This window comes from Marinimicrobium sp. C6131 (assembly GCF_026153455.1).
GTDB lineage: Bacteria > Pseudomonadota > Gammaproteobacteria > Pseudomonadales > Cellvibrionaceae > Marinimicrobium.
In genome coordinates this window covers 4,168,343-4,194,297 of sequence record NZ_CP110629.1, presented here as the reverse complement: position 1 = coordinate 4,194,297, position 25,955 = coordinate 4,168,343, and the positions used below count along the sequence as shown (strand labels likewise).

Genomic DNA, 25,955 nt, shown 5'->3' with positions numbered 1-25,955 from the left:
CATTGTTTTGATGGCGACTATTTTGGAGAACAATAACGGCACTTTTAAAGACGATCGGAGCAATTTATTGCTAGAAAGGCTCACTTAAGACTGAGAGCGCTACGTAACCAGAAAACGGTTGGCCGGGAGGCGCCTGACCATGAAAAGAGGGGATCAAGAGAGTAGACGACCGATATTCGACGCCCGGGGCCGCGTGCTTACCCAGCCCTGATTCTCTTTGCCCCCTTGTAATCCGGGGTCGACTCATTTAATCTTATTGTTTCTTTGACTAGAAGATAATTGAGCGGCCAATCCCCATTATTTTCGATTGGTGATTTTAGATATGTTGATAACCCGAACTCTGGCCGGCGCAATGCTCGGCGGCTTATTGGCAACCGCACCTGCGGCACTGGCACTGGAAGGGCCTGACTACGTCAGCCACAGCCCGTCAGCGGACGCCTTGAGCCTGGTCGGTAAGGAACACATCGCAAACCTCTACGTCGACCCCAATGACGACCCCGGCGTTCGCCGTGCGGTGCGCGACCTCCGGGCCGATATTCAGCGAGTGACGGGAAAGCAACCACAGATCGTGCGCAGCGCCGAAGGGCTGGGCAGCCATGGTGTGATCATCGGTACCCTCGGCAGCAGTGCGCTGATCCAGCAATTGGTCGAGGCGGGCAAACTGGACGTCTCCGGTATTGAAGGCGAGTGGGATGCCTACCACATGCAGGTGGTGGAAAACCCCCTGCCCGGCCTGAGCAAAGCCCTGGTGATTGCCGGCGCCAACAAGCGCGGCGCGATCTACGGTACCTACGATGTCTCCGAGGAAATCGGCGTGTCTCCCTGGTACTGGTTCGCCGATGTACCCGCACAGCAACACGACTACCTGTACATCGATGGTCACCTGAACCTGCAGGACCAACCCAAGGTAAAGTACCGGGGCATTTTCATCAATGATGAGGCCCCCGCCCTGACCGGTTGGGTGCAGGAAAACTACGGCGACTATAACCACGAATTCTACGAACATGTGTTCGAACTGATTCTGCGCCTGAAAGGCAACTTCCTCTGGCCCGCCATGTGGAACAACGCCTTTGCCGACGACGATGAGCAGAACATGATTCTGGCGGACGAATACGGCATTGTGATGAGCACCTCCCATCACGAGCCGATGATGCGCGCCGACAAAGAGTGGAACCGCTACGGCGAAGGCCCCTGGGAATACTCCACCAACCCGGACAACCTGTACGAATTCTGGGTGGACGGCGCCGAGCGCAACAAACCCTACGAAGGCGTTTACACCCTGGGCATGCGCGGCCAGGCCGACACCCCCATGAGCGAAGGTCAGAATATCGAACTGCTCGAGCGTATCGTTGCCGACCAGCGTGAGATTCTGCAAAACGTTTTTGATGACCGCTCCATCGAAGAAGTGCCCCAAGTCTGGACGCTCTATAAAGAAGTGCAGTACTTCTACGAAAAAGGTATGCGCGTACCCGACGACGTCACTCTGCTGTGGGCGGACGACAACTGGGGCAATATTCGCCGCCTTCCGACGCCGGAAGAGCGCGACCGCAGTGGCGGCGCCGGTGTTTACTACCACTTCGATTATGTGGGCGGACCCCGCTCCTATCGCTGGATCAACGTGACCCCGATCGCCAAAGTCTGGGAGCAGATGAATCTGGCCCGGGAATACGAGGCCGACCGGATCTGGATCGTCAATGTGGGCGATATAAAACCCATGGAGTATCCCACCGAATTTTTCCTGCGCATGGCCTGGGACCCGGAGTACTGGAACCGCGAGCGCCTGCCCGAATTCGGACGTCGCTGGGCCGAGCGGGAGTTCGGTGCCGAGTTCGCCGAGCCCATCGCCGAGTTGGTCACTGGCTACACCCGGCACAATGGCCGCCGCAAACCCGAACAGCAGAGTGCCGATACTTACAGCCTGCTGAACTATCGCGAAGCCGAGCGCATCGAGCAGGAGCTGGCCGCGCTTACCGAGCAGGCCAACGCCATTTATGCGCAGTTGCCCGAAGCGCGGCGCGATGCGTTTGATCAGTTGGTGCGCCATTTGGTACGCGCCAGCGCCAACATCACCCGTATGTACATCGACCAGGCCCGCAACCAGTTGTTTGCCGAGCAGGGCCGGGCCAACGCCAATGACTACGGTCAACTTGCCCGGGAGCGCTTCCGGCACGACGCCGAGCTGGAGGCTCATTACCACACCGAGATCAGCGACGGTAAATGGAATCACATGATGTCCCAACCGCGCATCGGCTACACCCACTGGAACAACCCGCCGGAGAATACCGCGCCACTGATTTACGACTACCAACCCCACAGCAAGCCCGACATGGGCGTTGCGGTCGAGGGCATGGAGCGGGCCTGGCCGGTACCGGGTGCCTATGCGCTGCCCACCTTCAGCCCTTACGGCGCGGAGAGCTACCGGATCGAGGTGTTCAACAAAGGCACCGCGTCCTTCGAGTTCACCGCCGAAACCAGCGACGAGTGGATTCAGGTCAGCCAGCGCAAAGGCACGGTGAACGAGTTGGTAGCCCTTGATGTCAGTATCGACTGGAATCGGGCGCCGGTCGGCTCCCATCAGGGTCACGTGTTTGTGAAGGGCACCGGCTGGGGCGGCGCCCGCGTGCAAGTGGAAACCTTCAAGCCCGAGCCCCGCGTGGCCAGGCAGGTGGAAGGTTTCGTGGAGGCCAATGGCTACGTCAGCATTGAAGCCGGCAATTTCCATCGTAAGATGGACCGGAGTGGGCACCGCTGGGAGGTGATTCCGCAACACGGGCGTACCCAATCTTCGATCAGCACCTTCCCGATTACGGACACCGAATTTGAAGATCCGGCCGAAAGCCCTTATGTTGAGTACGACATTTACTTTTTCAGCACCGGCGAGTTCGACGTCCACGGGCTCTTTGCCCCCAGCCTGGACCTGGTACCGGGGCGGGGTTTGCGCTATGCCATCGCCTTTGACGATGCCGAGCCCCAGGTCGTGGACATTCTGGAGGACCTGAGCAACGAGGCCTGGGAAACCGCGGTCAGCGACGGTGTGCGCCGCTCGGTGAGCACCCATACCATCCGCGAACCGGGTCTGCACACCCTGCGGATCTATCGGGTTGACCCGGCGGTCACGCTGCAGAAGTTGATGATTGATACCGGTGGTCTGAAGCCGAGCTACCTCGGACCACCGCAGAGCCAGCGTCGCTGAGCACGCGGTCTGAGAACGCCCAATTGATATAAGCCATCCCAGTGAATAGGACGGATATGAAAATTACAGACGCCAAGGTCATTCTGACCTGCCCGGGCCGCAACTTCGTCACCGTGAAGATCACCACCGAAGACGGCCTCTATGGCATTGGCGATGCCACTCTGAACGGCCGGGAAAAATCCGTGGTCTCCTACCTGGAAGACTACGTGCTGCCTGCGCTGATCGGTCGGGATGCCCAACGCATTGAAGATATCTGGCAGTTTGTCTATCGCGGCCCTTACTGGCGCCGTGGCCCGGTGGGCATGACCGCTTTGGCCGGGGTGGACGTGGCCCTGTGGGACATCAAGGCAAAGGCCGCCAATATGCCCCTGTATCAACTCCTCGGGGGGCGCAGCCGCGACCGGATCATGACCTATACCCACGCCAACGGCGAGGATATTGAAGCGACACTGAAAGCCGTAGAAAAAGCCCGGAAGCAAGGGTACCAGGCCATTCGTGTACAATGCGGCATTCCCGGCATCGACAAGACTTACGGCGTGCCCACCGGCGGTAAAGCGTACGAGCCGGCGGATGCCGACCTGCCCTCGGAAGAGAGCTGGTCCACGCACAAGTACCTGAATTTCATTCCCCGGGTGTTTGAGGAAATCCGCCGCGAATTCGGCCCGGACCTGCACCTGTTGCACGATGTGCACCACCGTCTGACCCCTATCGAAGCGGCACGCCTGGGCAAAGAACTGGAGCCTTACCACCTGTTCTGGCTGGAAGACGCCGTACCGGCGGAAAACCAGGAGATGTTCCGGTTGCTTCGCCAGCACACCACTACCCCGCTGGCAGTGGGTGAAATCTTCAACAGCATTCACGATTGTCGGGAGCTGATCCAGAACCAACTGATCGACTACATCCGCACCAGCGTGGTTCACGCCGGCGGTATTACCCAGATGCGCCGCATCGCCGACTTCGCCAGCCTCTGGGGCGTGCGCACCGGCAGCCACGGCGCCACCGACCTGTCTCCGGTGTGTATGGGCGCCGCCCTGCACTTTGACTACTGGGTACCCAATTTCGGCGTGCAGGAGCACATGCCCCACAGCGAGCTGATGGAGTCTGTGTTCACCCGCGCCTACCAATTCGAAGACGGCTTTTTCACACCCGGAGAAGTGCCCGGCCACGGTGTGGACATCGACGAAACCGAGGCGGCAAAGTACCCCTACAAGCGGGCCAGCCTCCCCGTTAACCGACTGGAAGACGGAACTTTATGGCACTGGTGATCCGGCCCGGTGCCCTGTTCCGTTCGATGTTTGACCCTATAGACGTTTGACCAAAAAGAGAGATATCACGTGACCGACACCAACCCTAAATCTCAGCAGAAGTTCTCCTCGGCGCCATTGGTGACGCACATGTACACCGCTGACCCATCAGCCCATGTGTTCGAGGGGAAAATCTACATCTACCCCTCTCACGACGTAGAGGGCGGCGTGCCGTTCAATGATGATGGCTCCCACTTTTGTATGGAGGACTACCATGTGTTCTCCATGGATGAGCCCTTCGGTGAGGTGACCGACCACGGTCTGGCGCTCTCGGTGAAAGATGTCCCCTGGGCGGCCCGCCAGATGTGGGCACCGGACTGCACCGAGAAGGACGGCAAGTATTACTTCTACTTCCCCGCCAAAGATCCGGACGATGTGTTCCGCCTGGGCGTTGCCGTCGGTGATCGCCCGGAAGGCCCCTTTGAGCCGCAACCCGAGCCCATCAAAGGCAGCTTCAGTATCGACCCCGCCGTGTACAAGGACGGTGACGACTACTACCTGTACTGGGGCGGCATCTGGGGTGGCCAACTGCAGCGCTGGACCACCGGCACCTTCAGCCAGCAGGATCAGTACCCCGCCGACGACGAGCCGGCCCTGTGCCCGAAAGTCGCCAGGCTGCGCGACGACATGCTCGAGTTCGCCGAAGCGCCACGGGATATTCTGCTGCTGGATGAAAATGGCGAACCGCTGAAAACCGGCGACAACGCCCGGCGCTATTTTGAAGGCCCCTGGGTACACAAATTCCAGGACACCTACTACTTCTCCTACAGCACCGGCGACACGCACTGCATCGCCTACGCCACTGGCGACAGTCCCTATGGGCCATTCACCTACCGGGGCATCATGCTGGAGCCGGTATTGGGCTGGACCAACCACCACTCAGTAGTGGAGAAGGACGGGAAGTACTACCTGTTCTACCACGACTGTGAGATCTCGGGCGGTGAGACGCACCTGCGCAACATCAAGATGGCCGAGTTGATTCACAACGAAGACGGCAGCATCCAGACCGTGAGTGCGTTTGAGAAGTAATTTAGCGTGAGGTTACGGCGGATGCGCCTTTGGCTTATCCGCCGTAACCATAAAGCGACGCCCCTATTTCTTCTTCGCCAACGGATTCGGCAGATCGGTAATGGTTCCGGCCGCCAACTCCCCGGCCAGGCCCACCGTCTCGTGCAGGGTCGGATGCGCGTGCACCGTCATCGCCAGATCTTCCGCCGAGGCGCCAAACTCCAACGCCAGGCCCAACTCGCCCAGCAGCTCCCCGGCATTCAAGCCGACAATCCCCGCACCCAGCAACTGATCGTTCTCCTTGCGGTAAATCAGCTTGGTTTTGCCCTCGCTGCGACCTGCGCCCAAGGCCCGGCCACTGGCCGCCCAGGGGAACACCGCCGTGCGATACTCGACGCCCTGCTCCTTCGCCTCTTTCTCGGTCAGCCCCACCCAGGCCACTTCCGGATCGGTGTAGGCAATGGAGGGAATGCAGCGCGGTTCCACAATCTTGTGGCCGGCAATCACTTCGGCGGCGGCATGTCCTTCGTGGCTGGCCTTGTGCGCCAGCATCGGCTGGCCGATGATGTCGCCAATGGCGTAAATGTGCGGCACATTGGTCTGCAGCTTCTCGTTGGTGTGGATAAAGCCGCGCTCATCCACTTCGACACCCGCCTTGTCGGCGCCGATTTTCTTGCCGTTGGGCGTGCGGCCCACCGCCACCAGAATCGCATCGTAATTCTGGTCTTTGTCCGGTGCATTCTTACCCTCAAAGCTCACCTTCAGGGCCGTCTTGTTGGCCTTCACGTCGGTAACCTTGGTGGACAGCATGATATTGAAGTTGTCTTTGTTGTACTTGGTGTACACCTGCATCAGGTCCTTGTCCGCCGGCGGAATCAACTGGTCCATAAATTCCACCACATCCACAGTACTGCCGAGGGCCTTGTACACCGTTGCCATTTCCAGACCAATGATACCGCCACCGATCACCAGCAGCTTTTTGGGCACCTCGGGCAGCTCCAAAGCGGAGGTGGAATCCCACACCCGCGGGTCATCCTCGGGAATAAACGGCAGCTTCACCGGCAGAGAACCCGCCGCGATAATCGCGTGCTCAAACTCCACCTCGGTGGTCTTGCCGTCCTGCGTGACTTTCAGTTTGTGGTCGCTTACAAACTCGCCCACGCCCTGTACCACCTGTACCTTGCGCTGCTTGGCCATACCGGCCACGCCTTGGGTAAGCTTGCTCACCACGCCTTCCTTGAACTTGCGGATCTCATCCAGATCGATCTTGGGCTTGGAGAAGGTCACGCCGATGTCTTTGCCGTGGGCGCCCTCATTGATCACCTGGGCGACGTGCAACATCGCCTTGGAGGGAATACAGCCCACATTCAGGCACACGCCGCCCAGGCTGGGGTAGCGCTCCACCAGGACTGCGTCCAACCCCAAATCCGCCGCCCGGAAGGCCGCCGAGTAGCCGCCTACGCCGCCACCCAATACCAAAACCTGTGTCTTCAGAGTGTCTGCCACGGGAACTGTCTCCTGTTGTCGGTTCGAAGCAGCCCCTGATACTAATGACTCTGAACCCAAAAGCCAATAAACTGGCCCCCGACAGCCAGAAACAACCATAAACGCGCCCAGGACAAAGGCCACGGCATGAGCGAACCCCGCGGACAATTTTCCTCCAAAATCGGCTTTCTGATGGCCGCCTCCGGCTCCGCGGTGGGGCTGGGCAATATATGGGGCTTTCCCACCCAGGCCGCCAGCAACGGCGGGGGCGCCTTTGTGCTGGCCTACCTCGTACTCGCCTTCCTGCTCGCCTACCCGGCCCTGATGGCCGAACTGGTGATCGGCCGCCACGCCCGCGCCAATATCGTCACCGCCCTGGACCAGTTGGGCGAGCGCCCCATCACCAAGCGCCTCGGCCGCGCCGTGGGCTACTACGGCGTGCTGATCGCCGGGCTGATTCTGAGCTTCTACGCCATCGTCGCCGGGTGGATGCTGGCGGAGTTCGGCAAACCCGTGGCGCACCTGATCGGCTGGAGCAGCGCCGAACAGTGGCTGGGCGGCGACAGTCTGGCCCGCAACCTGCTGGTGTGCGGCATCTTCACCGCCTTTACCGTGGCGATTATCGCCAAGGGCGTGGAAGACGGTATCGAAGCCTGGTCCACCCGACTGATGCCCCTGCTGTTTATCATTCTGCTCGGGCTGATCCTCTACGTTCTGGTGCAGCCCGGCGCCACCGACGGCCTGAAAACCTATCTGGTCCCCGACTTCCGACAACTGGCGGACCCCGGCCTGCTGCTCAGCGCCATGGGGCAGGCTTTCTTCTCGCTCTCCCTGGGCGTGGGCACCATGCTGATCTACGGCTCCTACCTGCGCAAAGACGACAGCCTGCCGCGCATGGGCGCCGCCGTCACCCTGCTGGACATCAGCATCGCCTTCACCGCCGGACTGCTGATCCTGCCCGCCATGTACGTCGCCCAACATCAGGGCATCGCCATCTACGGCGAGAGCGGCGAACTGCTGGCCGGTCCCGGCCTGATTTTTCAGGTACTGCCCAGCCTGTTCGCCAACATGGGCGGCGCCGGCCTCTGGCTGAGCATCGCCTTCTTCGCCCTGATGAGCATCGCCGCCCTTACCTCCTCCATCTCCATGCTCGAAGCGCCCGTCTCGGTGGTCACCGAACGCTCCCGCCTCAAACGCACCGGTGCCGCCTGGAGCATCGGTGCCCTTATCTTCGCCGTCAGTGCGCTGATCATCGCCAACATGGCCACCCTGTTCGACGCCACCGTCTCGCTCACCACCGAATACAGCCAGCCGCTGCTGGGCATCGCCCTGTGCCTGTTCGTCGGCTGGATCATGCACCGCAACCACCTGCTCAACGAACTCAAAGCCGGCCACCAGGACATCGAACACAGCCTGTTCTGGACAATCTGGCCCTTCTACGTGCGCATCATCTGCCCACTGCTTATTCTTCTGGCCTTTATACAGTCCCTGCGATGAACCCTGACCTGAACTCAAAAGACCTCCTCGACGCCGTCAACCAGACCATGCCCTTCGGGAAATACCAGGGGCGCAAGCTGCTGGAACTGCCCGAACCCTATCTGGTGTGGTTTCATGGGCAGGGGTTTCCCAACAGTAAATTGGGGCGGCAGCTCGCGTTGATGTATGAGGTGAAGGTCAATGGACTGGAGGGGATGTTGCAGGAGTTGGTGCGGCGGTGACCTTAAAATCTGATTCCTGTATAACGGGGATTATGCGGGCCAGTTGCCGAAATTCGTACCGGAGGTTTTATGCCAAATTGCTCTAAGGCACGTATGACAGGGGCTTTGGGGCATGTTATAACAGGTGCCAAGGAAAACATAGGCAAACTCCCTGATTTAAAACAGGCAATTTGCCTTTGAATAATATTTGTTAGGCTTCATCAGTTAGAAGAATTAGCTCATTTCAAATCGACCGTATAGGATAATAGATATGGGACCTACAATTGATCAAATCGTACGAATTGCTGCTGCCGGAGGTGGTATGACAATTAATGCGCAAGGAAAAACAGTTGATCAGGTTGTTCGAATCGCCGCAGCAGCCTCAGGCAAGCAAGCGCAGTTAGTTATTCGAAACGTTCAGGGTTATACCGTTGACCAAATGGTTAGAATTGCCGCTGCTGGAAAAGGGTGTGTACTTTTCGACGAAGAGTATTAAATTACATTACTTATACCTTGGATCCAAGCCTAACAGGCGGCAGCAGCCGGAGCCATTTTTCGCTCCTGCGTCGCAACAAATGGTCCGCTGTGCCTGGCTTTAACCAAGAGCTACCGTTGAGGGACTAGAATGAGGCCAGGGTTACCTGAAGACTATTATATTGCCAAGTTCCTTGATCTGGTGGTAATTGGACCTGCGGTTGTGGGATTAGGTGTAGTGATTTGGCAAGCTTTCAGCTGGTTGCAATCAGGCGATTGGCAAGCCATTTCGGTCATTGATTTTTTGCTATGGACTGGTCTCGAAGGCGCTTGGCTAAATGAACCTACCTCTTGGATCGGCCTGTGGAAAATGTTGGACTGGATGCCGTTAAGTGTTGGTGGTATGACCCTCTCTTTTATTTTATTTCTTGCTGTAAATATTTACGTTGTTGTCTCTGGACTTCTCGGAAATTGGTGATGTCATGGATTTCTTACCAAATCTGGTTAACAAGGCGTGCCAATACACCGCCGGGTTATTTATCCAAGTTACCAAAGGTACGATTCGTAGAGTATATTGACATGCGATGAAGTGGGTTAATGCCGAAAATGAGAAAGCCTCATTGCCAGAATCGATCAATTTTTAGGGGTGCGTAGATAATGAAAAAAATTGACTTTCACATTCATACCATCCCGTCGGTACGAGATTCGGACTTCGTATTTAGCATGGACACGCTTATAGACTATGTTCGCGAAAGAAATTTAGATGCAATTGCAGTTACGAATCACGACCTGTTTGATCTCAAGCAATTTTCTCAAATTACTCAAGAACTCGATATTCCAGTTTTTCCAGGCATTGAGATAAATATGCAATCGGGGCATTTGATAGTTATTGATGACGCAGATCGTTTGGATGAGTTTCAGGATAAGGCAGATAAAGTTAGATCGATAATCAAGACGGTAGGGGATTATATTACATTTGACAAGTTAACCGAAATATATGGTGATTTGAGAGAGTATTTGATTATCCCTCATTATCAAAAAAAACCAGCCGTATCGGGAGATGAGTTGAGTGCAATACTACCGTACATGTCCGCAGGCGAAGTAGATTCACCGAAAAAATTTGTCAGAATGTGGAATGATGACAATCAACCCACGCCTGTGCTTTTTAGTGATATGAGAATCAAAGAACACCTAACGAAATTTTCCAGTAGGTCTACATACATTGATTGTGGCGAGATTACTGTGAAGAAAATAAAAGAATGCCTTAGAGACAAAACGAAAGTGTCTCTTTCTCCGCTTGATGGCAACAAGCTTTTTGAGGCACTTCCTAATGGTCAAATGATTTCAACTGGGTTAAACGTCGTCCTTGGGGCGCGATCAACAGGAAAAACCGAAACGCTAAGAACTATTGCTGAACAAATGTACGACCCGCTACATATTGAGCAATTTGATTTAGTGCAAAGAGAAGAGGAACAAGACAAGCGCCTGTTTGAGGGGGCTGTTACGCGCGATAAGGCTCACGTGGAAGAATCTCATTTACTGCCTTTTAAAGAGGTAGTAGACAAGGTTTCCAGCATTGATTTATCTAAAAATGAGAAAGAGGTTTCTGATTATCTTGATTCATTAATGAAGTCAGCATCGGAAACCGCCCTGAGAGACGCATTCTCAAATACAACGATTTTTGAAGAAACGGCTTTCCCTGTATCTTCTGACGATACACTGAAGGCATTGATACGTTCGACTCAGCAGTTAATTGAGAATGTGGACTATAGGGCGATTATTGAAAAGCATGTCGATAAGTCGAAGCTGAGAAGTCTTGCCTGTGAATTGATTGAAGAGCGCTGGCGTCAGGAAGATGAAAACAGAAGAAAAACCGAAGTTAATTCACTAATAGAAGAAATCAAGCAAGCTCTAGACTTAAAATCCGCCGTTGCACCTATTAGTCAAGTAGACTTATACAGTATAGCTCTAGATAAAATCCGCATCAATAAATTTACTGAGATAGTCAAGCTTTTGAAAATCGAAAAAGTTATACACAATGAAAATATTCAGGACTTTAGGGTTGTGGCGAAAAGAAGGCCTTTCAGAGGTGCTCAAGAATTGCATGATAAGCTAGCTCGGCAGGCATCCTTCACGCCGGCTTACAGAGTCTACGATGACCCCTATCAATTTCTTCAAAAATTGAAGTGCATTCCAGAGCTTCCAAATACGGAAATCTACAAGTATTTCTCAAAAATTGATTATAAAATCCTCAATAAGGACGGAGTAGAGGTTTCTGGGGGCGAGCGCTCCGAATTTAGGTTGCTCCAAAAAATAAAGCGTGCTTCGGTTCATGACATACTATTGATAGATGAGCCCGAATCGGGATTTGACAACATTTTTTTAAAACAAAATGTAAATCAGATTATAAAGGATCTATCAAAAACAGTACCCGTGGTAATCGTCACGCACAATAGCACTATAGGAGCTTCTGTCGGAGCGGATTATGTGATCCATACCTTGAAAGAATACCATAACGGAGATGCTATTTATAAAATCTATTCAGGTTACCCTGGAGACACCTACTTAAAAGCTATTGATGGCTCTAGTATTGAAAACTATTCGTCAACTATAAATGCGCTTGAAGCCGGAGCAGACGCTTACAAAGCTAGGAATGAGTTCTATGAGAATATTAAAAATTGATGGCAACAACGGACATTATTCTATTAACGGTGATGATTTTGAATCTATCGATAAACTCGATAAGGAACGCTTGCTAAAGCTGGTCGATCTTGCGCTAACGAAGGAAGTGGAGATGGACGAATATGATCCAGAAATACTTAAGAATGAAGCTCACCGAATCATTTATAGAAGCGTACACAAGAAGCTACGGGAGTTAGTTTTACGTAAAGACGAGTTTTTTGATAAATCAGAAAGAGAGTTTTATGAAACATACGAAAACTATAAAAACTCCTAATATTGATAGCGACTTCTTGGGTAAATTATTTGGGAAGGTCAGTCTTTATGCGCGGAAGATCAAATAGAGACTAGTGTTCTAACTTGAATCTATACATAGCAGAACGGCTGTTGTCGGACAAATTTCCACTACTCTGCAAATTTTCCGAAAAGCGCAACGTAAAGCATTGGGAGGAATCAGTGCAATTTTCAAAAATAATTTTGGTATTGCTCGCATGGTGCATGTCAATTTTGGTGCATGCTGACGATGATGCAGTAGAGAAATACCGAAACTATACACCACAACAACTAACTGATTTACCAGAAAAGGAGCGAAGCAGCTCAGTTCCTATGATATATTCGTTTGCAGCAAGAAGCGGCTTGTCCAAAGGAGCAGAATTACTGTTCGCAATGCAACTGAATACATTGATGTACCCTGGTGTTGATGATTATGAAAATGCCGTAAAGTTATTTCAGAAGGACTTGGGTGACAAAGCTACAGGGGTTCTGACTGTCTGGCAGATCCACAATCTAGAGAAACGTTCGGATTATCAAAAACTGTCAAGAGTTTCATTCCCTTCCGATCATTACAGTAAAAAAACTGACAAATATGCAACAGTTAGCGGAACAATGATGATCCAAGATGAGCGAATCGCGTGGCCGGTTAATCACGTCCAGCTCAAGTGCTACAAAGAAGACAAGTATTGTGAGCTTGATCAACTATACCTCGTATTTCCTAGCGATGATTCTTGGAGCCAAACCTTTAATGTGATGCAAGATACGACGCAGTATTACAATATAACGAACTGGTCCGATGATATTGTTGATGCAGTACCAAGTGATCTGGGTAGCGGCTGTAGAGTTACGGCTCTAAATCTGAATTTTAAGACTAAAGAGTTTTACCAAATCACCAGGAATGGTACTGGAGAGTGTGAGACGATGGGGGTAACACTTCCAAAACTAGAAAGACCTCGAATTGCTCAAATTGTTGATGGAAAAGACATCATAAATAGTCAGTTCGGTGAGCTGCGCAAAAAGGCATTTTCCTTTTTATCCAGTACATTCAGAGAGAAAGTCGAAAAGCTTGAGACGGAGAGCAAGTAAATGCTTAACAAGGTCCTGCTAGGGACAAACCTACGCTGCGCTTCGGTTTGTCCCAGAACACGGCGTTCCGTGTTACCCACAATTGGTGTGCATCTCACCTATTCGGCTTTTGAAAACTTCCTCAACAGCACATCCGCCAACTCATCCTCATAGCAGTACAAATACGCCATAGGCACCCCAAGCACATCCGCCAACCGCTTGGACGTATCCAAATCCGGCAGGTGCTTTGCCCGCTCATACTGGTTAATCCGGGCACTGGCGGAAAACTCATCAATCCCCGCCAATATCCCCAGTTGCTTTTGTGATAATCCCGCCCGTTTGCGGGCTTCCTTCAGGCGCCTTGAAAACAACGTTTGCACCGACATCGTGACCCTTCTCCACCCCGAAAAGCTAAGAGGGTCTTAGTTTTTCTCTTGACCCGATACTAAGGATTTCTTAGTATTTCCGGATCGACGCACTCAGAAGGGGCGTAATCGATACAGGAACTTGCTTATGGCAGGTCAAGTTAACTCTGAGGTAGGCAGAGTAAGGACTATACAGGATGTCGCTTAAAAACACATTGAGATCACGGATTTGTCAGTTCCACATGGCACCCAACTACCCCGTCAATGAATTCGTCCAGTGGGCTTTTGGGCTGGGGATCGCCAGAACCCGGCTGTTACGGGAACTGGATCAGCTACAGGAGCAATTGGATACCGAGGCGGAAGCGCTACGTAGACACTCTCATACAGCGCTGGTCACCCAGCAGGAGTATTGGTGCTTCTACTGTGAGCAAATACGGGCGCACTACCGGATGCTGCTACGACAGGGGGCGGGCACGCATTAGGCAAGATGATTATAGCGACACATTCGCCTTGACGCCGTTGCGCAACACGCTACAATGCTTTCATAAGCAAATCATTCAAGCACAAGGGTGATAGAAAGGGCATCCGGGCAATTACCGTGAATGGGAACGGGAAACTGAGGTTTGTTCTCAGACGGTAATATCGATGTGCTCAATCATGAGGATTACCACTGATGAACATGGATACCCCCCCGCACCCTGGCGAGTTCATTCTTGCGACCTATATGGCGCCTTTTGGCCTCAGCTGCCGTTATTTGGCCGGTCGGCTGGATGTATCGCCCTCCACCCTGAACCGTCTGCTCAAGCAGCAGAGTGGTATTAGTCCGGAAATGGCCCTGCGTCTTTCCAAGGCTCTGGGCCGGACGCCCGAGAGCTGGCTGGCGATGCAGGACACCTACGACCTCTGGGTAGCAAGCAAGCGCATCAAGTTGGATAAGGTACAAAAAATTGAGCTCGATGCCGCATAACCAAGCCGTAAACGTTGCGCACTGCGTACGCCGGACCTCTATGAATCACCCGATGCCCCTGAACTATGCCCGTTGATCTGAAGGCGCTTTATCCCAAGCTGACCAACTTGTTGCTGGACGCTGTCTTCGTGGTCGATCTGGACGACCAGATCGTCTTTGTGACCGATGCGTGTGAGGCACTGCTCGGGTATCGTGCCGATGAGCTGGTGGGCACGCCGATCACCAACTATGTGCATCCCGATGACCTGGAAGCCACGCGAGCGTCCATTGTTCGAGTGACGAACGGCCAGCCCCACAACGACTTCTGTAACCGTTATATCCACAAAGATGGCACTATTGTCTATATCCTCTGGTCTGCCCGCTTATCCGAGGAGGACGGTGTGCGGATCGGTGTGGCGCGGGATGTGACGGCCCTGAGGCAGGCGGAGGAGAAACTGCGTTTCCTCGCCCATCACGATCCCTTGACCGGGCTTACCAACCGATTGTTGTTCCATGATCGACTGGAGTCGGCCCTGCGCGCAGCCCATCGCCACCAGGCCAGCCTGGCGCTGCTGTTTCTGGATCTCAATGACTTCAAGTACATCAATGATACCCATGGCCATGCCATGGGTGATCGGGTGCTCTGTTTGGTTGCCAAACGGCTGCAAGACTGCGTTCGAGAGACGGACACGGTGGCCCGGATGGGTGGCGACGAATTCACGGTGCTGTTGACGGACATCCAGTCGGTGGAAGCCGTTTACGACAAGGTGGAGGAAATCATCGCCGCCGTAACCGCGCCCCTGGGTGCCGAATTCGGCACTATCAATACGCCGTCCTGCAGTATCGGCGTGGCCTGTTATCCCGCGGACGGGGAAGACGCCGACACCCTGTTAAGCCATGCGGATGACAGTATGTACCGGCTGAAGCGGCAACGTATCCAGGGCTGACCAGCTACACTGTACGCGAGACGGAATACAAATCGGGATCACAACCTGGGAAATCAGACCCTTGTCACAACACTATAAGCACAATGACATACACTGGCTGACGGGGCAGTTTTACGACGTCAGTAACGAGTCGAGGTACCGCGCGTCTATCGAGGAGAGAGTACGACTTGAGTCTCGCCTTGCGTTAGTGGTGGCATCCGTAGTTTTTGCCATGTTTGGCATCAGCGACTACAACCTGCTGGGACTGACCCGAGAGTATTATTTATTGTTGATCATGCGCATCGTGGTGGTCAGCTCATGCCTATCGCTGGCATTTATCATTGGGCGGAGAGGCGGGTATTCCCGAAGCGTATGGCTGCATGCGTTGCCACTGTGGATATTCGCGGTGGGTATTATTCTGATTGTCCCACTGCGCCCAGACAGCTTCTCGACTCAGGTAACGTCCACGGTCGTCGCAATAATGGCCTTTTACCTTCTTATTCCCAATTTACTTACGGTGGCGGCAATAGCAAGCGTCAGTTTGAGTATTGGATTTTTGTGGGCGGCCATTATTTATGTAGGCATATCCCCCGCCGTTACACTCCGTATCGGCCTTCTGTTGATCATGGCCAATATCGTCGGTTACTGCGCCCTGTTGCGAGTGGAATTTCTACAGCGCCAGCAATTTACGCTACTGAACGAGGAGCGCGACCAAAACCGGCAACTGCAAGCCGAGATTGCACACCGAAAGTCACTGGAAGACCAGTTACGCATGGTCGCCGAACATGACGCACTGACAGGCGTCAATAGCCGGGGACACTTTATGAAGCGGGCCGAGGCGCTGCTGCAGCGTTCCCAATGGGAAAAGGCCTCTTTCTGTCTGTTCATGATCGATATCGATCACTTCAAGGACGTCAATGATACCTGGGGGCACACCTGCGGTGATCGGGTGTTGACCAAAGTCGCCGACGTTTGTCGGCACTCATTGCGCCCCACCGACATCATTGGCCGCTTCGGAGGCGAGGAATTTGTGGTGGCGCTGCCAAACACTGATTCAATCAATGCGCAAGCCGTGGCAGAGCGGTTGAAGGAGAATGTCGCCGCGCTGATACTCGAGGGAGAAATGAGCGATCTTCGCCTGAGCGTCACTATTGGTATAGCGATTGCCAACGCCGACGATGATCTGGATGCGCTGATTACCCGGGCGGATAACATGCTCTATGTGGGTAAGCGCGATGGTAGAAATCAGGTCGTGATGTTGAGTTAAGGTGGCCTATAAATAGCGGTAGTGACTTCGAAGCTCTAAACTGTGTCCCAAGCGCCGCCTACTGCTCGTCTGGCGCACTCGCATCCAGAAGCGATATCGCAGAAACCCCCAGCGCCGACGCAATCCGATCCAAAGTACTGAGAGTCACGTTCTTCTCTCCTCGCTCCAGCATTCCAATGTAAGTCCTGTGGACATCCGCCAGGTCCGCCAGCGCCTCCTGGGACAACCCCCGGGCACGTCTTTCCCGACGGACGTTTTCCGCAAAGCGCACGACAAGCTGACAGGGTTGATTCGGTTTGGGCATGCATTGGAATTTGCCCGTTTGCATATTATAGTTCTACATACTATAGTTATCATATCGAACGGCAAGACTATCAGGGATTTTGCTCTATGTCGCTTAAAAACACATTAAGATCAAGGATTTGCCAGTTTCAGATGGCACCCAACTATCCGGTTAATCAGTTCGTTCGGTGGGCTTTTGGCTTGGGGATCGCCAGGACCCGACTGCTGCAAGAGCTGGATCAGTTACAGGAGCAACTGGACACCGAGGCCGAAGCGCTGCGAAGGCATTCTCATACAGTGCTGGTAACCCAACAGGAGTATTGGTGCTTCTACTGTGAGCAGATACGGGCTCACTATCGAATGCTGTTGCGGCAGGGATCGGGCACACACTGAATGACCCTGGATATAGAGCCGCCACCAAGACAACATCCGGTTTTTGCTGTTAAGATCACGGCTCAGCAAGCTGTTAAGTGGTTCACAGCAGCCAACGCGCAGGGTTTGCTATTATCATTCGCTGTCCCGATGGATACCAATACTGAACATGGAGAGTGATCGTGTACGTCCCTCCTATCAAACTGATGGCTGTCGGTCTGGCACTAGTATCAACACTCGTCGCCACACCACTTCTTCTACCTCAAAAAGGATTTGCTATGTCGTTGTTTGGCAAAAAACAGAGTGTCGTTGTAGCCTCCCCTCTTGAAGGCATCATCACTCACCGGGGGAAACCCGCCGCAGGCGCTAAAGTTGAGCAGTTTTTACGCTGGAAAGACGAAAACGGCGAAACCCGCACGGTCGAGACCGACAAGTCAGGGCATTTCCTGTTACCCGCCAGGGAGGACGAAGTCAAAATTTCGTCACTTTCCCGTTTTGTGATTCACCAGAAAATTACCGTTCACTTTCAAGGGGAACAAACCGTTATTTGGTCCCTGGGAACAGCTCATCGGGAGCTCTATGGTGAACTGGGCAAGAAGCCAGAAGACTTCCACTGCGAATTAACCGGTGAACCTGCCACTATGGAAATGGAAGACGGATTGCTATATACGTTGTGCCATTGGAACTAATTCATATTGATCAAAGGAATGACCTATGCCTACCCTAACACCGTTTGAGTCCGCAAACCTCGCTACCCGGGTCTACCTGGTTCAGGACGAGCTGACCGTGGGCGCACTACTGAGTGACCCTCTATTTTCCAGCGACGCCGAACGTAAGACGTCCATGAATGCCAAAGTAGGCGGAAGGTTCATCAGGGCAGCCAAAGACGCCTTCGCCGTCTGCGCCAAAGGCAGCGGTCGGTTCAAGGACGACGTTTTTCTGATCTTCAGAGGCTCAACCAACGCCAACAACAATGCGGACTGGATCAGCAATGCCCGCATTGGGCTTGAATTCTCCCAAACCGGGTTACCCGTGCATATTGGTTTCAATCAGATATTTCGAAGCCTTCTTGGTGATATTCGACAGTTTCTACAACAAAACGTAACAGCTAAGACCACTATACATATTCTCGGACATAGCCTCGGCGGTGCGGTCGCCAACTTAGCCGCTGACTGGGCCAAGAAAAACTATGGGAGAAAAGTCATACTGTACTCATACGGTGCTCCGCGTGTCGGTGGTTTCTGGTTCGCCAGAAAAGCGGGAATCCGACTCAAGGAGCAAAATATCTATCGGGTGTACCACAAAACTGACCCGGTTCCCATGATTCCGGTCTTTCCCTATACCCATACGCCGGTTTCCGATACTGGATACCAACTCTACTCATCCCAAAGCATTGTTTCCGCTGAGGCTCATGACATCAAGGGTTATCGTAACGCGGTAAAAGAATCCACGTGGGCGTCGCTCCAAGGACCTCTTGCGCCGTTTCAGATTGATCATGTCATTGAGCAATGGCTCCGTTCTGACCATCAACCCAACGCCGCCGATCCAACCATATGGGATTGGTTGAACGCCGCTACTATCTGGGTATTACGCAAGGTCTTACTGGGAGGACTGGTAGTTGCGCAAGCCACATTTATTGGTTTGCATTCTCTCGCAGACAAAATTGCCTGGGCTCTTAAAACCGGCGCCGACACGTCAAAGGATGTCAGCTTCTGGGTATTCCGTTTATTGAGAAAGATCATGCGTGTTCTAGGCATGCCTGCAATTGAAACCGCCAAGGAACTAACCCAAGCATTTATGCGGAAGGTTCTAATCCGTCTGATAGAACGTATGACCCAGCATGCTCAATCGGCTATCCGAAGAATTACAGGCTCTAGATAATTGGGTGACTTACGATATACATGACATATTTTCTTAGACTAACTTTTATTATTGGTAGTGCGTTAATCGCCAGCTCTTGCTCTCAGTCCGAGTCAATGTCTTCAAATGGAGGATCCAATATGTTCGCGCACCTTACCAATGAAGTCTCAAACGACCTGATTGAACTAGAGTCTGTAATTGGCCAATGCAGCGCTCAAGCTGAGTCCCGCGGAGCGCTTGATCTTGAAGCGATAGAGGTTGAAGGAGAAAACGCTTCCCATGAAGCGTTGATGCTTGGCATCAGTCATCTCTATTTTAGAAACCTTTTTGAATGCGAGCGCGCTGCGAGGGAACGGTTGGCCTTTAGTCTTGGGACATTAAAATCACATGAGCCGCCGAATCATGAGCACACCGCTGACATTGATGGCATCAAGTCAGCATTGCTGTACCCAACGAGAAGGCAAATAGAGTATAAACTCAAATATCAAATTCTCTCAGAAAACTTAAGAGCTTCTTTGGAAGCTAGAATAGGACAAGAGCCCTTTGAACTTATGGGCACTTTAGAAAGAAACGGGGTTCTTGGCCACTAAATTAGATGTAGTAATCAATGGGTCGGTTCCGGCCCTTTTGATGAAATTCAAGCCATTGTTCAGCGCACTGTCAATTGGTTCACAGAGGACAAAGTACAGGGTTGTTATTACTGTTATCTGTCGTAACGGATTTAAATACTGAACACGGAGTGTCATTGTGCACGCCCCACCTATCAAACTGATTGCTATTTTCTTGGTGCTAGTATTAGCACCCGCAGCAGCCCCACTTATGCTCCCTCAAAAAGGATTTGCTATGTCGTTATTTGGAGAAAAACAGAATACAGTTCCAGAACCGATACGCCATCAAAAGAGCGTTTCGATATCACGCGCCCCCGGCAGAACTCTAACCAACACCAGCTCAGTATCCGTGACACGGTAGTAAATATTGTAGCGCTCCACAGGAAAGCTTTTCAGTCCTTCAGCCAGTTCCGGCCGATCTCGTCCCAAGTCAGGGAATTCTCCGAGTTTCAGGGCTTTTTCTTTCAGTTTATCCAAGAAGCGGTCCGCGTTGGCAGGCTGATCGTCAGCAATATACAGCCAGATATCAAGCAAATCAGCTTCCGCTTTGGGTGATACTTCCACTTCCAGCATTGTCTGCTTCTCCTTGCAGTTTAGAGCGCCCTTTCGCCTTGATCGCTTCGATATCCAAGGGCTGACTCCGGCCTTGCTCGATGGATGACAAGCCTTCGTTGATCTCTCGTCGTAACGCTTCGAGCTTCATCGCTTGCATGGCGTCTTTTTCCTCCATCAGTCGCAGGGCCTCGCGCATCACTTCGCTAACGGAGTTGTACATGCCAGTCGCCACCTTGGCTTTCACATAGCTCTCCAACTCACTGGTCAGGGACACATTCATGGCAATACCTCATTAAACGGTTCTTCACTCCCATTGTACCGAGAAATAGCAAAGATTGTTAATCTCTGTTATCCGAATTGGTAGTTCCACCAGATGCCTCGAAGCGGCCAGATTATCCACCAAGCTCCCTTGAAACGCCCCCCACTCCGGTCTATACCTTCTAATTACCACACACTCCTTCCGGCCCCACCACGGCCAAGTTGTTCCTAATTCCAGAAATCAGGAGTCAACCATGAAATTCGTTCACGACCCCGAGGGCACCCGCCTGCCCATCAAGCTGGACAGCACCAGCAATGGGGAGTTTGTGCCCATTCCGCTGGATAAGACGAGCAAGCTGGCCAATCGCATGGCGCACGAGGCCGCATCCGACAACGCCCATCGGCTGGGTGTCAGTCGGCGGGAGCTGCTGGTGTCCGCCTGTGGCGCGGCGACTACCTTGTTGGCGTTCAATGCGGCTCAGGCCGCTGCCGGACGTGGGGCCGGTTTTTACTCCCTGGCCGCCGAGTCCGGGCTCGATAAGGATGCCGCCGCCGAGTCGCTGGAGGGGGATGAGTTCATCTTCGATGTGCAGGGCCATTTCGTGAACCCCACCGGGGCCTGGCTGGACAAGATACCGGAGGACGCCCGGCCCCTGTCCGGCATGGAGCAGGCCGGCTGCGCCCTGGCCACCGGCAAGGAGGACCGCTCTTACCTGCAATGCCTGGGCCCGGATGCGTTTATCCAGGATGTGTTCATGGATTCCGATACCGACTTGATGGTGCTCTCCTTCGTGCCCTCGAAGCGGGACGAGGAGCCACTCACCATTGAGGAGGCGTCCGCCGCCCGCTCGATTGTCAATCAGATGAAAGACAACCGCCACCGCCTGTACCTGCATGGCCGGGTCAATCCGAATCAGGACGGTGACCTGGAGGACATGGACCGGCTGAAAGAGGAATTCGGCGTGGTGGCCTGGAAGACCTACACCCAGTGGGGGCCGGACGGCAAGGGCTACTGGCTGGACGACGAGGACACCGGCATCCCTTTTCTGGAGAAAGCGCGCAAACTGGGCGTGAAGATCATCGTCATTCACAAGGGCATTCCTTTCGGACCCCAGTCCTATGAGCACTCCCTCTGCGACGACATTGGTCGGGTCGCCAAGCGCTATCCCGATCTTAAGTTTCTGGTCTATCACTCAGGGTTTGTGCCCGGGCAGGCCGAGGGCCCCTATGATCCCGGCCGGAACGAAGGCGTCGACTCCCTGATCAAGACTGTGGTCGAGAACGACCTTGGCCGACACTCCAATGTCTACGCGGAACTGGGCTCAACCTGGCGGTTTCTGATGCGCGACCCCGACTCCGCCGCGCATACGCTGGGCAAGTTGATCAAATACCTGGGGGAGGACAATGTGCTCTGGGGCACCGACTCTATCTGGTACGGCTCGCCCCAGGATCAGATTCAGGCGTTCCGTACCTTCCAGATTGCCGAAGAAGTACGGGAAAAACACGGCTACCAGGGGCTGACACCGGAGATCAAGCGCAAGATCTTTGGCCTGAATGCCCTCGTGCCCTATGAGATTGACGAGTCGCTGATCCGCCAGTTGGTCGGCAAAGACAAAATCTCTCTGGCCCGAGCCCACTACCGCGAGCACCCGGACCCCCACTACCGTACCAACGGCCCCAAGACGCGTCGCGAGTTTCTGAACCTGATGCGGTGGAGTGGTGGCCGGGCTACCTGATCGCAAACTGGAGGACCGTGTTATGACAAGCTATACCGTCAAGCTCAAACAGGCCCGGGAAGTGGCTGAAGAAACTCTGGCACTCCATCTGGAAAAGCCGGAGGGCTTCACTTTCAAGCCGGGCCAGTTTGTAGAATGCAAACTGATTGACCCACCCGAAACCGATGAAGAGGGCAGCGGCCGAGCGTTTTCCCTCGCCAATGCCCCTCATGAACCGGACCTGATGGTGGCCACCCGTCTTCGGGACTCGGCTTTCAAGCGGGTGCTGCAATCCCTGAAACCAGGGGCGACACTGGAACTGGAAGGACCTTTCGGTTCGTTTGTTTTGCACAATAAGACGCAAACTCCGGCCGTGTTCCTCACCGGCGGTATCGGCATCACGCCGGTGCGCAGCATCATTCTGGACGCGCTTCACCGTCGTCTGGCTCACCGGATCCTGCTGTTCTATGCCAACCGCCGGCCGGAAGACGCGGCCTTTCTGGAAGAGCTGAACAGTCCCCGGGACACGGACCCCCACTATACGTTCATTCCCCTCATGACCCAGGCTGACCAGTCCTCCTCCGACTGGCGGGGGGAAACCGGGCGCATCAATCGGGCCCTGCTGGAGAAGTATCTCGACGATCTCACGGCTCCAATCTATTACCTGGATGGCCCCGCCGGGATGGTGAACGCGATGCGACAATTACTGAACGAGGCCGGGGTGGACGACGACAATATCCGGGCCGAGGAGTTTTCTGGGTATTGATTCCGCAGGCGCACGGGAGCTACCGCTCCAGGGTCCTCAGAAACTGCTCGAGACCGCGGACATAACGCTCCCGGGAGCGGAGAAAACCGGTGTTGTGGTCACCTTCCAGTTCCAGGAACTGGCGCGGTTCAGCGGCCGCTTCAAACAGCGCCCGGCCGTGGGAAAACGGAATGATATCGTCGTCACGGCTGTGGACGACCAGCACCGGTGCCGTCACCGCCGAGAGAGCCTCGCGGGTGTCGTAGCGATAGCGCGCCAGCAGCCGCACCGGCAGAAAGGGGTAAAGCTCAGCGCCCAGATCCGGCACTGAAGTGAAGCCCGACTCCAGAATCAGACCACCTACCGGCCTCTGGCTCGCCAAATGAGCCCCCACCGCCGCCCCCAGAGAGCGACCGAACACCAGCAACTGCTCCGGTGGAACCTTACGCTCCTCAATCAGGTAGTCATAGGCAGCCTCGGCGTCCCGGTACAACCCTTTCTCGCTCGGCCGCCCACTGCTGCGGCCGTAGCCCCGGTAGTCGAGAATCAGCACCTCCAGGCCGAGCTCGTGAAAAATGCGCAGGGATTCCAGCCGGTGGGAGATATTACCGGCGTTGCCGTGAAAGAACAGCAGCACACCGCGCGCCTCCCGCGCCGGCACAAACCAGGCATGCAAGCGTTCCCCATCAGAGGTAGTCAGGTCCAGTTCCTCGTACCCCAGACCGGCGTCGGCGGGGGTGGCTTTCAAAGCCCGGCTCGGAAAATGGATCATGCAGCCCTGCAACAGCCAGGTCAGGATCAACAACGCCAGATAGCCCGAGCCCAGAACCGCAAGCCAATGCAATAGTTTACTCATGGGTGTCTCGACGCGTGATGGGCTTGCGTGGCGGACCACGGGATGCCATCATTAATTTGTATTATAAAATAACGGAGACCGATCCCCGTCCCGTTTTCAATATTGAGTCTGACAAAGGTTAACCTCATGATAAAGAACGCTTTTTTACTCGCTTTCACCATTTTGTCCCTGCTTGCCGCTGTGGCCACGACCCACGCGAGCGAGGACCCCGTACGCCACGTTGTTGTATTCAACTACAAAGACGGCGCAACGGACAATCAGATTGCGCGGGTGACGGAGGCCTTCCGTAATTTGCAGAATGACATTCCAGGTATCGTCGCCTTTGAAGACGGCGTCAATAACAGCCCGGAGGGGCTGAACAAAGGGTTTACCCACGTCTATGTTGTGACCTTTGAAAACGCGGAAGCCAGAGACGAGTATCTGCCGCACCCGGAGCACAAGAAGTTCGTGGCGCTGATGGAGGAGCTCGACATCCTTGAAGATGTGTTTGTGATCGATTATTCAATTAGGGAGTGAGTAATTATTACTTTTGCCAGTCAACATTCTTCAAGCCAATATAGCGTTATAGCGTTGTTCAAGCGGACGATCTGAAGGGAAGTAGCTATCTCTTCAGTTCGCGCTGGATTTCCCCTAGCCGATCCGCAATTCTTGCCTGCCCACGAGCGCTTTTACGCAAAGCTCGCACTGCCATTATTACGGCAACAGCAAGCCCTACGATTAAACCCAACTTAATCAGCAGAGCGACGATGGCGAGCGCACTAGGTGTACCAATCATTATTTGCATCCTTTTTGTATTACAATTAAAGTAAGCGTAACCAATACAATCAAACATTACAACCATTGATCAACCAGAATGGATATCGCATGAACACACTCCTTCATCGCAATCGACTGATTGTACTCGTCGTACTATTTTTCCTTAACGCTTGCTCGACCGGCAGCAACCAGTCTACCCATGCTCTACCGGACGCCGAGGTCGTGCTGGAACAGCTTACCCGTGCCAATGATTACTGGCAGTCAGAGTATCCGGAGCCCGGCTGGGCCTTCTGGGAACACGCGGCTTACCACACCGGCAACATGGAAGCCTATTTCGTAACGGGCGACCAGGACTACCTTGATTATTCACTGCGCTGGGGCGAGCGGAACGAGTGGATGGGCGCCAAATCAAACCAGCCTTCAGAGTGGAAATACAGCTACGGCGAAACCGACGAGTTTGTGCTCTTCGGTGATTGGCAGATCTGCTTTCAGACCTATATCGACCTGTACGAAATCACGGGTGATCGCGAGAAAATTGCGCGGGCGCTGGAAGTGATGGAATACCAGATGGCCACCGATGCCTCGGACTACTGGTGGTGGGCCGACGGCCTGTATATGGTGATGCCGGTCATGACCAAGCTCTACCAGGTAACGGGGGACGAACTCTATCTGGAGAAGCTCCACGAATACTACTCCTATGCCAAACGCATCATGTACGACGAGAAGACCGGCCTGTTCTTTCGCGATGCCAAATACGTTTATCCTGAGCATAAAAGTCTGAATGGCCAAAAGGATTTCTGGGCCCGGGGGGACGGCTGGGTCTTTGCCGGCTTGTCCAAGGTGCTGGCGGATCTGCCCGAGGACCATAGGCATCGGGATGAATACCTGGCGGATTATCAGAAAATGGCCACCACCCTGGCCGATGCGCAGCAGCCCGGTGGCTACTGGACGCGCAGCCTGCTCGACCCGGAACACGCTCCCGGCTATGAAACCAGCGGCACCGCCTTTTTTACCTACGGCTACCTGTGGGGCATCAACAATGGCCTACTCGATCGCGACGTTTACTTGCCCGTCGCCCTGAACGCGTGGCACTACTTGACCGAGACCTCGCTGCAAGAGAGCGGCAAGATCGGCTATATCCAACCCATTGGTGAGCGAGCCATTCCCGGTCAGGTTGTCGACGCCGAATCCACCGCCAACTTTGGCGTGGGCGCTTTCCTGCTGGCCGCCTCTGAGATGTATCGCTTGGTAGAAGATTAGAACCTT

The 25,955-nt window shown here is 53.8% G+C and carries 28 protein-coding genes; 22 read left to right on the top strand and 6 right to left on the bottom strand.

The window, feature by feature from the left end; genetic code table 11:
• Positions 1 to 322: 322 nt before the first annotated feature.
• The 3 genes from OOT55_RS17725 to OOT55_RS17715 all read left to right on the top strand — a co-directional run bounded on the left by OOT55_RS17725 (position 323) and on the right by OOT55_RS17715 (position 5,526).
• Complete coding sequence (locus OOT55_RS17725; RefSeq protein WP_265367148.1) at positions 323 to 3,193, top strand: glycosyl hydrolase 115 family protein; 2,871 nt, start codon at positions 323 to 325, stop codon at positions 3,191 to 3,193.
• Positions 3,194 to 3,249: 56 nt separating this feature from the next.
• The gene (manD, locus tag OOT55_RS17720; protein ID WP_265367147.1) at positions 3,250 to 4,458 is read left to right on the top strand and encodes a D-mannonate dehydratase ManD; all 1,209 of its coding nucleotides are present in this window, start codon (positions 3,250 to 3,252) and stop codon (positions 4,456 to 4,458) included.
• A gap of 129 nt (positions 4,459 to 4,587) precedes the next feature.
• Complete coding sequence (locus OOT55_RS17715) at positions 4,588 to 5,526, top strand: glycoside hydrolase family 43 protein (RefSeq protein ID WP_265368856.1); 939 nt, start codon at positions 4,588 to 4,590, stop codon at positions 5,524 to 5,526.
• 63 nt (positions 5,527 to 5,589) lie between these two features.
• On the opposite strand, the gene lpdA is transcribed toward OOT55_RS17715, so the two are convergent.
• A complete protein-coding gene (gene lpdA / locus OOT55_RS17710; RefSeq protein WP_265367146.1) occupies positions 5,590 to 7,011 on the bottom strand; it encodes a dihydrolipoyl dehydrogenase in 1,422 nt (473 codons plus the stop codon).
• Between the two features lie 126 nt (positions 7,012 to 7,137).
• Between lpdA and OOT55_RS17705 the strand changes: the two genes are divergently transcribed.
• The 7 genes from OOT55_RS17705 to OOT55_RS17675 all read left to right on the top strand — a co-directional run bounded on the left by OOT55_RS17705 (position 7,138) and on the right by OOT55_RS17675 (position 13,199).
• Positions 7,138 to 8,487, top strand: a complete 1,350-nt coding sequence (locus tag OOT55_RS17705; protein ID WP_265367145.1) for a sodium-dependent transporter — start codon at positions 7,138 to 7,140, stop codon at positions 8,485 to 8,487.
• Positions 8,484 to 8,708 carry a DUF3820 family protein gene (locus tag OOT55_RS17700; RefSeq protein ID WP_265367144.1) on the top strand — a complete coding sequence of 75 codons (225 nt, stop codon included), beginning with the start codon at positions 8,484 to 8,486 and terminating at the stop codon, positions 8,706 to 8,708. The genes OOT55_RS17705 and OOT55_RS17700 overlap by 4 nt, the downstream gene beginning before the upstream one ends.
• A 250-nt stretch (positions 8,709 to 8,958) precedes the next feature.
• The gene (locus OOT55_RS17695; protein WP_265367143.1) at positions 8,959 to 9,183 is read left to right on the top strand and encodes a hypothetical protein; all 225 of its coding nucleotides are present in this window, start codon (positions 8,959 to 8,961) and stop codon (positions 9,181 to 9,183) included.
• A 129-nt stretch (positions 9,184 to 9,312) separates the two neighbouring features.
• A complete protein-coding gene (locus OOT55_RS17690) occupies positions 9,313 to 9,639 on the top strand; it encodes a hypothetical protein (protein WP_265367142.1) in 327 nt (108 codons plus the stop codon).
• A 179-nt stretch (positions 9,640 to 9,818) separates the two neighbouring features.
• A complete protein-coding gene (locus OOT55_RS17685; protein ID WP_265367141.1) occupies positions 9,819 to 11,843 on the top strand; it encodes a PHP domain-containing protein in 2,025 nt (674 codons plus the stop codon).
• Complete coding sequence (locus tag OOT55_RS17680) at positions 11,824 to 12,117, top strand: hypothetical protein (RefSeq protein ID WP_265367140.1); 294 nt, start codon at positions 11,824 to 11,826, stop codon at positions 12,115 to 12,117. Before OOT55_RS17685 ends, OOT55_RS17680 begins: the two co-directional genes overlap by 20 nt.
• Before the next feature lie 179 nt (positions 12,118 to 12,296).
• On the top strand, positions 12,297 to 13,199 hold the full coding sequence (locus tag OOT55_RS17675) for a hypothetical protein (protein WP_265367139.1): 903 nt from the start codon (positions 12,297 to 12,299) through the stop codon (positions 13,197 to 13,199).
• A 98-nt stretch (positions 13,200 to 13,297) separates the two neighbouring features.
• Here the strand turns inward: OOT55_RS17675 and OOT55_RS17670 are convergent, their stop codons facing one another.
• Positions 13,298 to 13,564, bottom strand: a complete 267-nt coding sequence (locus tag OOT55_RS17670) for a helix-turn-helix domain-containing protein (protein ID WP_265367138.1) — start codon at positions 13,562 to 13,564, stop codon at positions 13,298 to 13,300.
• Positions 13,565 to 13,785: 221 nt separating this feature from the next.
• Here OOT55_RS17670 and OOT55_RS17665 point away from each other — a divergent pair, with 221 nt between their 5' ends.
• From OOT55_RS17665 to OOT55_RS17645, 4 genes are all read left to right on the top strand, one after another.
• A complete protein-coding gene (locus OOT55_RS17665; protein ID WP_265367137.1) occupies positions 13,786 to 14,025 on the top strand; it encodes a hypothetical protein in 240 nt (79 codons plus the stop codon).
• A gap of 191 nt (positions 14,026 to 14,216) precedes the next feature.
• Positions 14,217 to 14,510 carry a HigA family addiction module antitoxin gene (locus tag OOT55_RS17660; RefSeq protein ID WP_265367136.1) on the top strand — a complete coding sequence of 98 codons (294 nt, stop codon included), beginning with the start codon at positions 14,217 to 14,219 and terminating at the stop codon, positions 14,508 to 14,510.
• 65 nt (positions 14,511 to 14,575) lie between these two features.
• Positions 14,576 to 15,436 (top strand): sensor domain-containing diguanylate cyclase, encoded by an 861-nt coding sequence (locus OOT55_RS17800; protein ID WP_322113819.1) that lies wholly within the window; start codon positions 14,576 to 14,578, stop codon positions 15,434 to 15,436.
• 190 nt (positions 15,437 to 15,626) lie between these two features.
• Positions 15,627 to 16,682, top strand: coding sequence for a GGDEF domain-containing protein (locus tag OOT55_RS17645; protein WP_265367135.1), 1,056 nt, complete (start codon positions 15,627 to 15,629; stop codon positions 16,680 to 16,682).
• A 58-nt stretch (positions 16,683 to 16,740) separates the two neighbouring features.
• Here the strand turns inward: OOT55_RS17645 and OOT55_RS17640 are convergent, their stop codons facing one another.
• Entirely contained in the window at positions 16,741 to 16,986 is a 246-nt protein-coding gene (locus OOT55_RS17640; RefSeq protein ID WP_265367134.1) for a helix-turn-helix domain-containing protein, read from the bottom strand.
• 131 nt (positions 16,987 to 17,117) lie between these two features.
• Here OOT55_RS17640 and OOT55_RS17635 point away from each other — a divergent pair, with 131 nt between their 5' ends.
• From OOT55_RS17635 to OOT55_RS17620, 4 genes are all read left to right on the top strand, one after another.
• The gene (locus OOT55_RS17635; RefSeq protein ID WP_265367133.1) at positions 17,118 to 17,357 is read left to right on the top strand and encodes a hypothetical protein; all 240 of its coding nucleotides are present in this window, start codon (positions 17,118 to 17,120) and stop codon (positions 17,355 to 17,357) included.
• A 161-nt stretch (positions 17,358 to 17,518) separates the two neighbouring features.
• Positions 17,519 to 18,025 carry a DUF6795 domain-containing protein gene (locus OOT55_RS17630; protein WP_265367132.1) on the top strand — a complete coding sequence of 169 codons (507 nt, stop codon included), beginning with the start codon at positions 17,519 to 17,521 and terminating at the stop codon, positions 18,023 to 18,025.
• Positions 18,026 to 18,050: 25 nt separating this feature from the next.
• A complete protein-coding gene (locus OOT55_RS17625; RefSeq protein ID WP_265367131.1) occupies positions 18,051 to 19,217 on the top strand; it encodes a lipase family protein in 1,167 nt (388 codons plus the stop codon).
• 119 nt (positions 19,218 to 19,336) lie between these two features.
• Positions 19,337 to 19,786 (top strand): hypothetical protein, encoded by a 450-nt coding sequence (locus OOT55_RS17620; protein ID WP_265367130.1) that lies wholly within the window; start codon positions 19,337 to 19,339, stop codon positions 19,784 to 19,786.
• Between the two features lie 303 nt (positions 19,787 to 20,089).
• Here the strand turns inward: OOT55_RS17620 and OOT55_RS17615 are convergent, their stop codons facing one another.
• Both OOT55_RS17615 and OOT55_RS17610 read right to left on the bottom strand, forming a co-directional pair.
• Positions 20,090 to 20,377 (bottom strand): type II toxin-antitoxin system RelE/ParE family toxin, encoded by a 288-nt coding sequence (locus tag OOT55_RS17615; RefSeq protein WP_265367129.1) that lies wholly within the window; start codon positions 20,375 to 20,377, stop codon positions 20,090 to 20,092.
• Positions 20,340 to 20,639: a type II toxin-antitoxin system ParD family antitoxin gene (locus OOT55_RS17610; protein ID WP_265367128.1), complete on the bottom strand. Its 300-nt coding sequence runs from the start codon at positions 20,637 to 20,639 to the stop codon at positions 20,340 to 20,342. Before OOT55_RS17610 ends, OOT55_RS17615 begins: the two co-directional genes overlap by 38 nt.
• A 232-nt stretch (positions 20,640 to 20,871) precedes the next feature.
• On the opposite strand from OOT55_RS17610, the gene OOT55_RS17605 reads away from it, so the two are divergent.
• Positions 20,872 to 22,353, top strand: coding sequence for an amidohydrolase family protein (locus OOT55_RS17605; RefSeq protein WP_265367127.1), 1,482 nt, complete (start codon positions 20,872 to 20,874; stop codon positions 22,351 to 22,353).
• A 22-nt stretch (positions 22,354 to 22,375) separates the two neighbouring features.
• A complete protein-coding gene (locus OOT55_RS17600) occupies positions 22,376 to 23,098 on the top strand; it encodes a ferredoxin--NADP reductase (protein ID WP_265367126.1) in 723 nt (240 codons plus the stop codon).
• 19 nt (positions 23,099 to 23,117) lie between these two features.
• Here the strand turns inward: OOT55_RS17600 and OOT55_RS17595 are convergent, their stop codons facing one another.
• On the bottom strand, positions 23,118 to 23,933 hold the full coding sequence (locus OOT55_RS17595; protein ID WP_265367125.1) for an alpha/beta hydrolase: 816 nt from the start codon (positions 23,931 to 23,933) through the stop codon (positions 23,118 to 23,120).
• Positions 23,934 to 24,059: 126 nt separating this feature from the next.
• Here OOT55_RS17595 and OOT55_RS17590 point away from each other — a divergent pair, with 126 nt between their 5' ends.
• Entirely contained in the window at positions 24,060 to 24,449 is a 390-nt protein-coding gene (locus OOT55_RS17590; RefSeq protein WP_265367124.1) for a Dabb family protein, read from the top strand.
• A 348-nt stretch (positions 24,450 to 24,797) separates the two neighbouring features.
• Positions 24,798 to 25,949 (top strand): glycoside hydrolase family 88 protein, encoded by a 1,152-nt coding sequence (locus OOT55_RS17585; RefSeq protein WP_265367123.1) that lies wholly within the window; start codon positions 24,798 to 24,800, stop codon positions 25,947 to 25,949.
• Positions 25,950 to 25,955: the final 6 nt, after the last annotated feature.

Coding starts and splice junctions, on each gene's coding strand:
- OOT55_RS17725 (WP_265367148.1), top strand. CDS start 323: ATGTTGATAACCCGAACTCTGGCCGGCGCAATGCTCGGCGGCTTATTG.
- manD (WP_265367147.1), top strand. CDS start 3,250: ATGAAAATTACAGACGCCAAGGTCATTCTGACCTGCCCGGGCCGCAAC.
- OOT55_RS17715 (WP_265368856.1), top strand. CDS start 4,588: ATGTACACCGCTGACCCATCAGCCCATGTGTTCGAGGGGAAAATCTAC.
- OOT55_RS17705 (WP_265367145.1), top strand. CDS start 7,138: ATGAGCGAACCCCGCGGACAATTTTCCTCCAAAATCGGCTTTCTGATG.
- OOT55_RS17700 (WP_265367144.1), top strand. CDS start 8,484: ATGAACCCTGACCTGAACTCAAAAGACCTCCTCGACGCCGTCAACCAG.
- OOT55_RS17695 (WP_265367143.1), top strand. CDS start 8,959: ATGGGACCTACAATTGATCAAATCGTACGAATTGCTGCTGCCGGAGGT.
- OOT55_RS17690 (WP_265367142.1), top strand. CDS start 9,313: ATGAGGCCAGGGTTACCTGAAGACTATTATATTGCCAAGTTCCTTGAT.
- OOT55_RS17685 (WP_265367141.1), top strand. CDS start 9,819: ATGAAAAAAATTGACTTTCACATTCATACCATCCCGTCGGTACGAGAT.
- OOT55_RS17680 (WP_265367140.1), top strand. CDS start 11,824: ATGAGAATATTAAAAATTGATGGCAACAACGGACATTATTCTATTAAC.
- OOT55_RS17670 (WP_265367138.1), bottom strand. CDS start 13,564: ATGTCGGTGCAAACGTTGTTTTCAAGGCGCCTGAAGGAAGCCCGCAAA.
- OOT55_RS17665 (WP_265367137.1), top strand. CDS start 13,786: ATGGCACCCAACTACCCCGTCAATGAATTCGTCCAGTGGGCTTTTGGG.
- OOT55_RS17660 (WP_265367136.1), top strand. CDS start 14,217: ATGAACATGGATACCCCCCCGCACCCTGGCGAGTTCATTCTTGCGACC.
- OOT55_RS17800 (WP_322113819.1), top strand. CDS start 14,576: ATGCCCGTTGATCTGAAGGCGCTTTATCCCAAGCTGACCAACTTGTTG.
- OOT55_RS17640 (WP_265367134.1), bottom strand. CDS start 16,986: ATGCCCAAACCGAATCAACCCTGTCAGCTTGTCGTGCGCTTTGCGGAA.
- OOT55_RS17635 (WP_265367133.1), top strand. CDS start 17,118: ATGGCACCCAACTATCCGGTTAATCAGTTCGTTCGGTGGGCTTTTGGC.
- OOT55_RS17625 (WP_265367131.1), top strand. CDS start 18,051: ATGCCTACCCTAACACCGTTTGAGTCCGCAAACCTCGCTACCCGGGTC.
- OOT55_RS17620 (WP_265367130.1), top strand. CDS start 19,337: ATGTTCGCGCACCTTACCAATGAAGTCTCAAACGACCTGATTGAACTA.
- OOT55_RS17615 (WP_265367129.1), bottom strand. CDS start 20,377: ATGCTGGAAGTGGAAGTATCACCCAAAGCGGAAGCTGATTTGCTTGAT.
- OOT55_RS17610 (WP_265367128.1), bottom strand. CDS start 20,639: ATGAATGTGTCCCTGACCAGTGAGTTGGAGAGCTATGTGAAAGCCAAG.
- OOT55_RS17605 (WP_265367127.1), top strand. CDS start 20,872: ATGAAATTCGTTCACGACCCCGAGGGCACCCGCCTGCCCATCAAGCTG.
- OOT55_RS17600 (WP_265367126.1), top strand. CDS start 22,376: ATGACAAGCTATACCGTCAAGCTCAAACAGGCCCGGGAAGTGGCTGAA.
- OOT55_RS17595 (WP_265367125.1), bottom strand. CDS start 23,933: ATGAGTAAACTATTGCATTGGCTTGCGGTTCTGGGCTCGGGCTATCTG.
- OOT55_RS17590 (WP_265367124.1), top strand. CDS start 24,060: ATGATAAAGAACGCTTTTTTACTCGCTTTCACCATTTTGTCCCTGCTT.
- OOT55_RS17585 (WP_265367123.1), top strand. CDS start 24,798: ATGAACACACTCCTTCATCGCAATCGACTGATTGTACTCGTCGTACTA.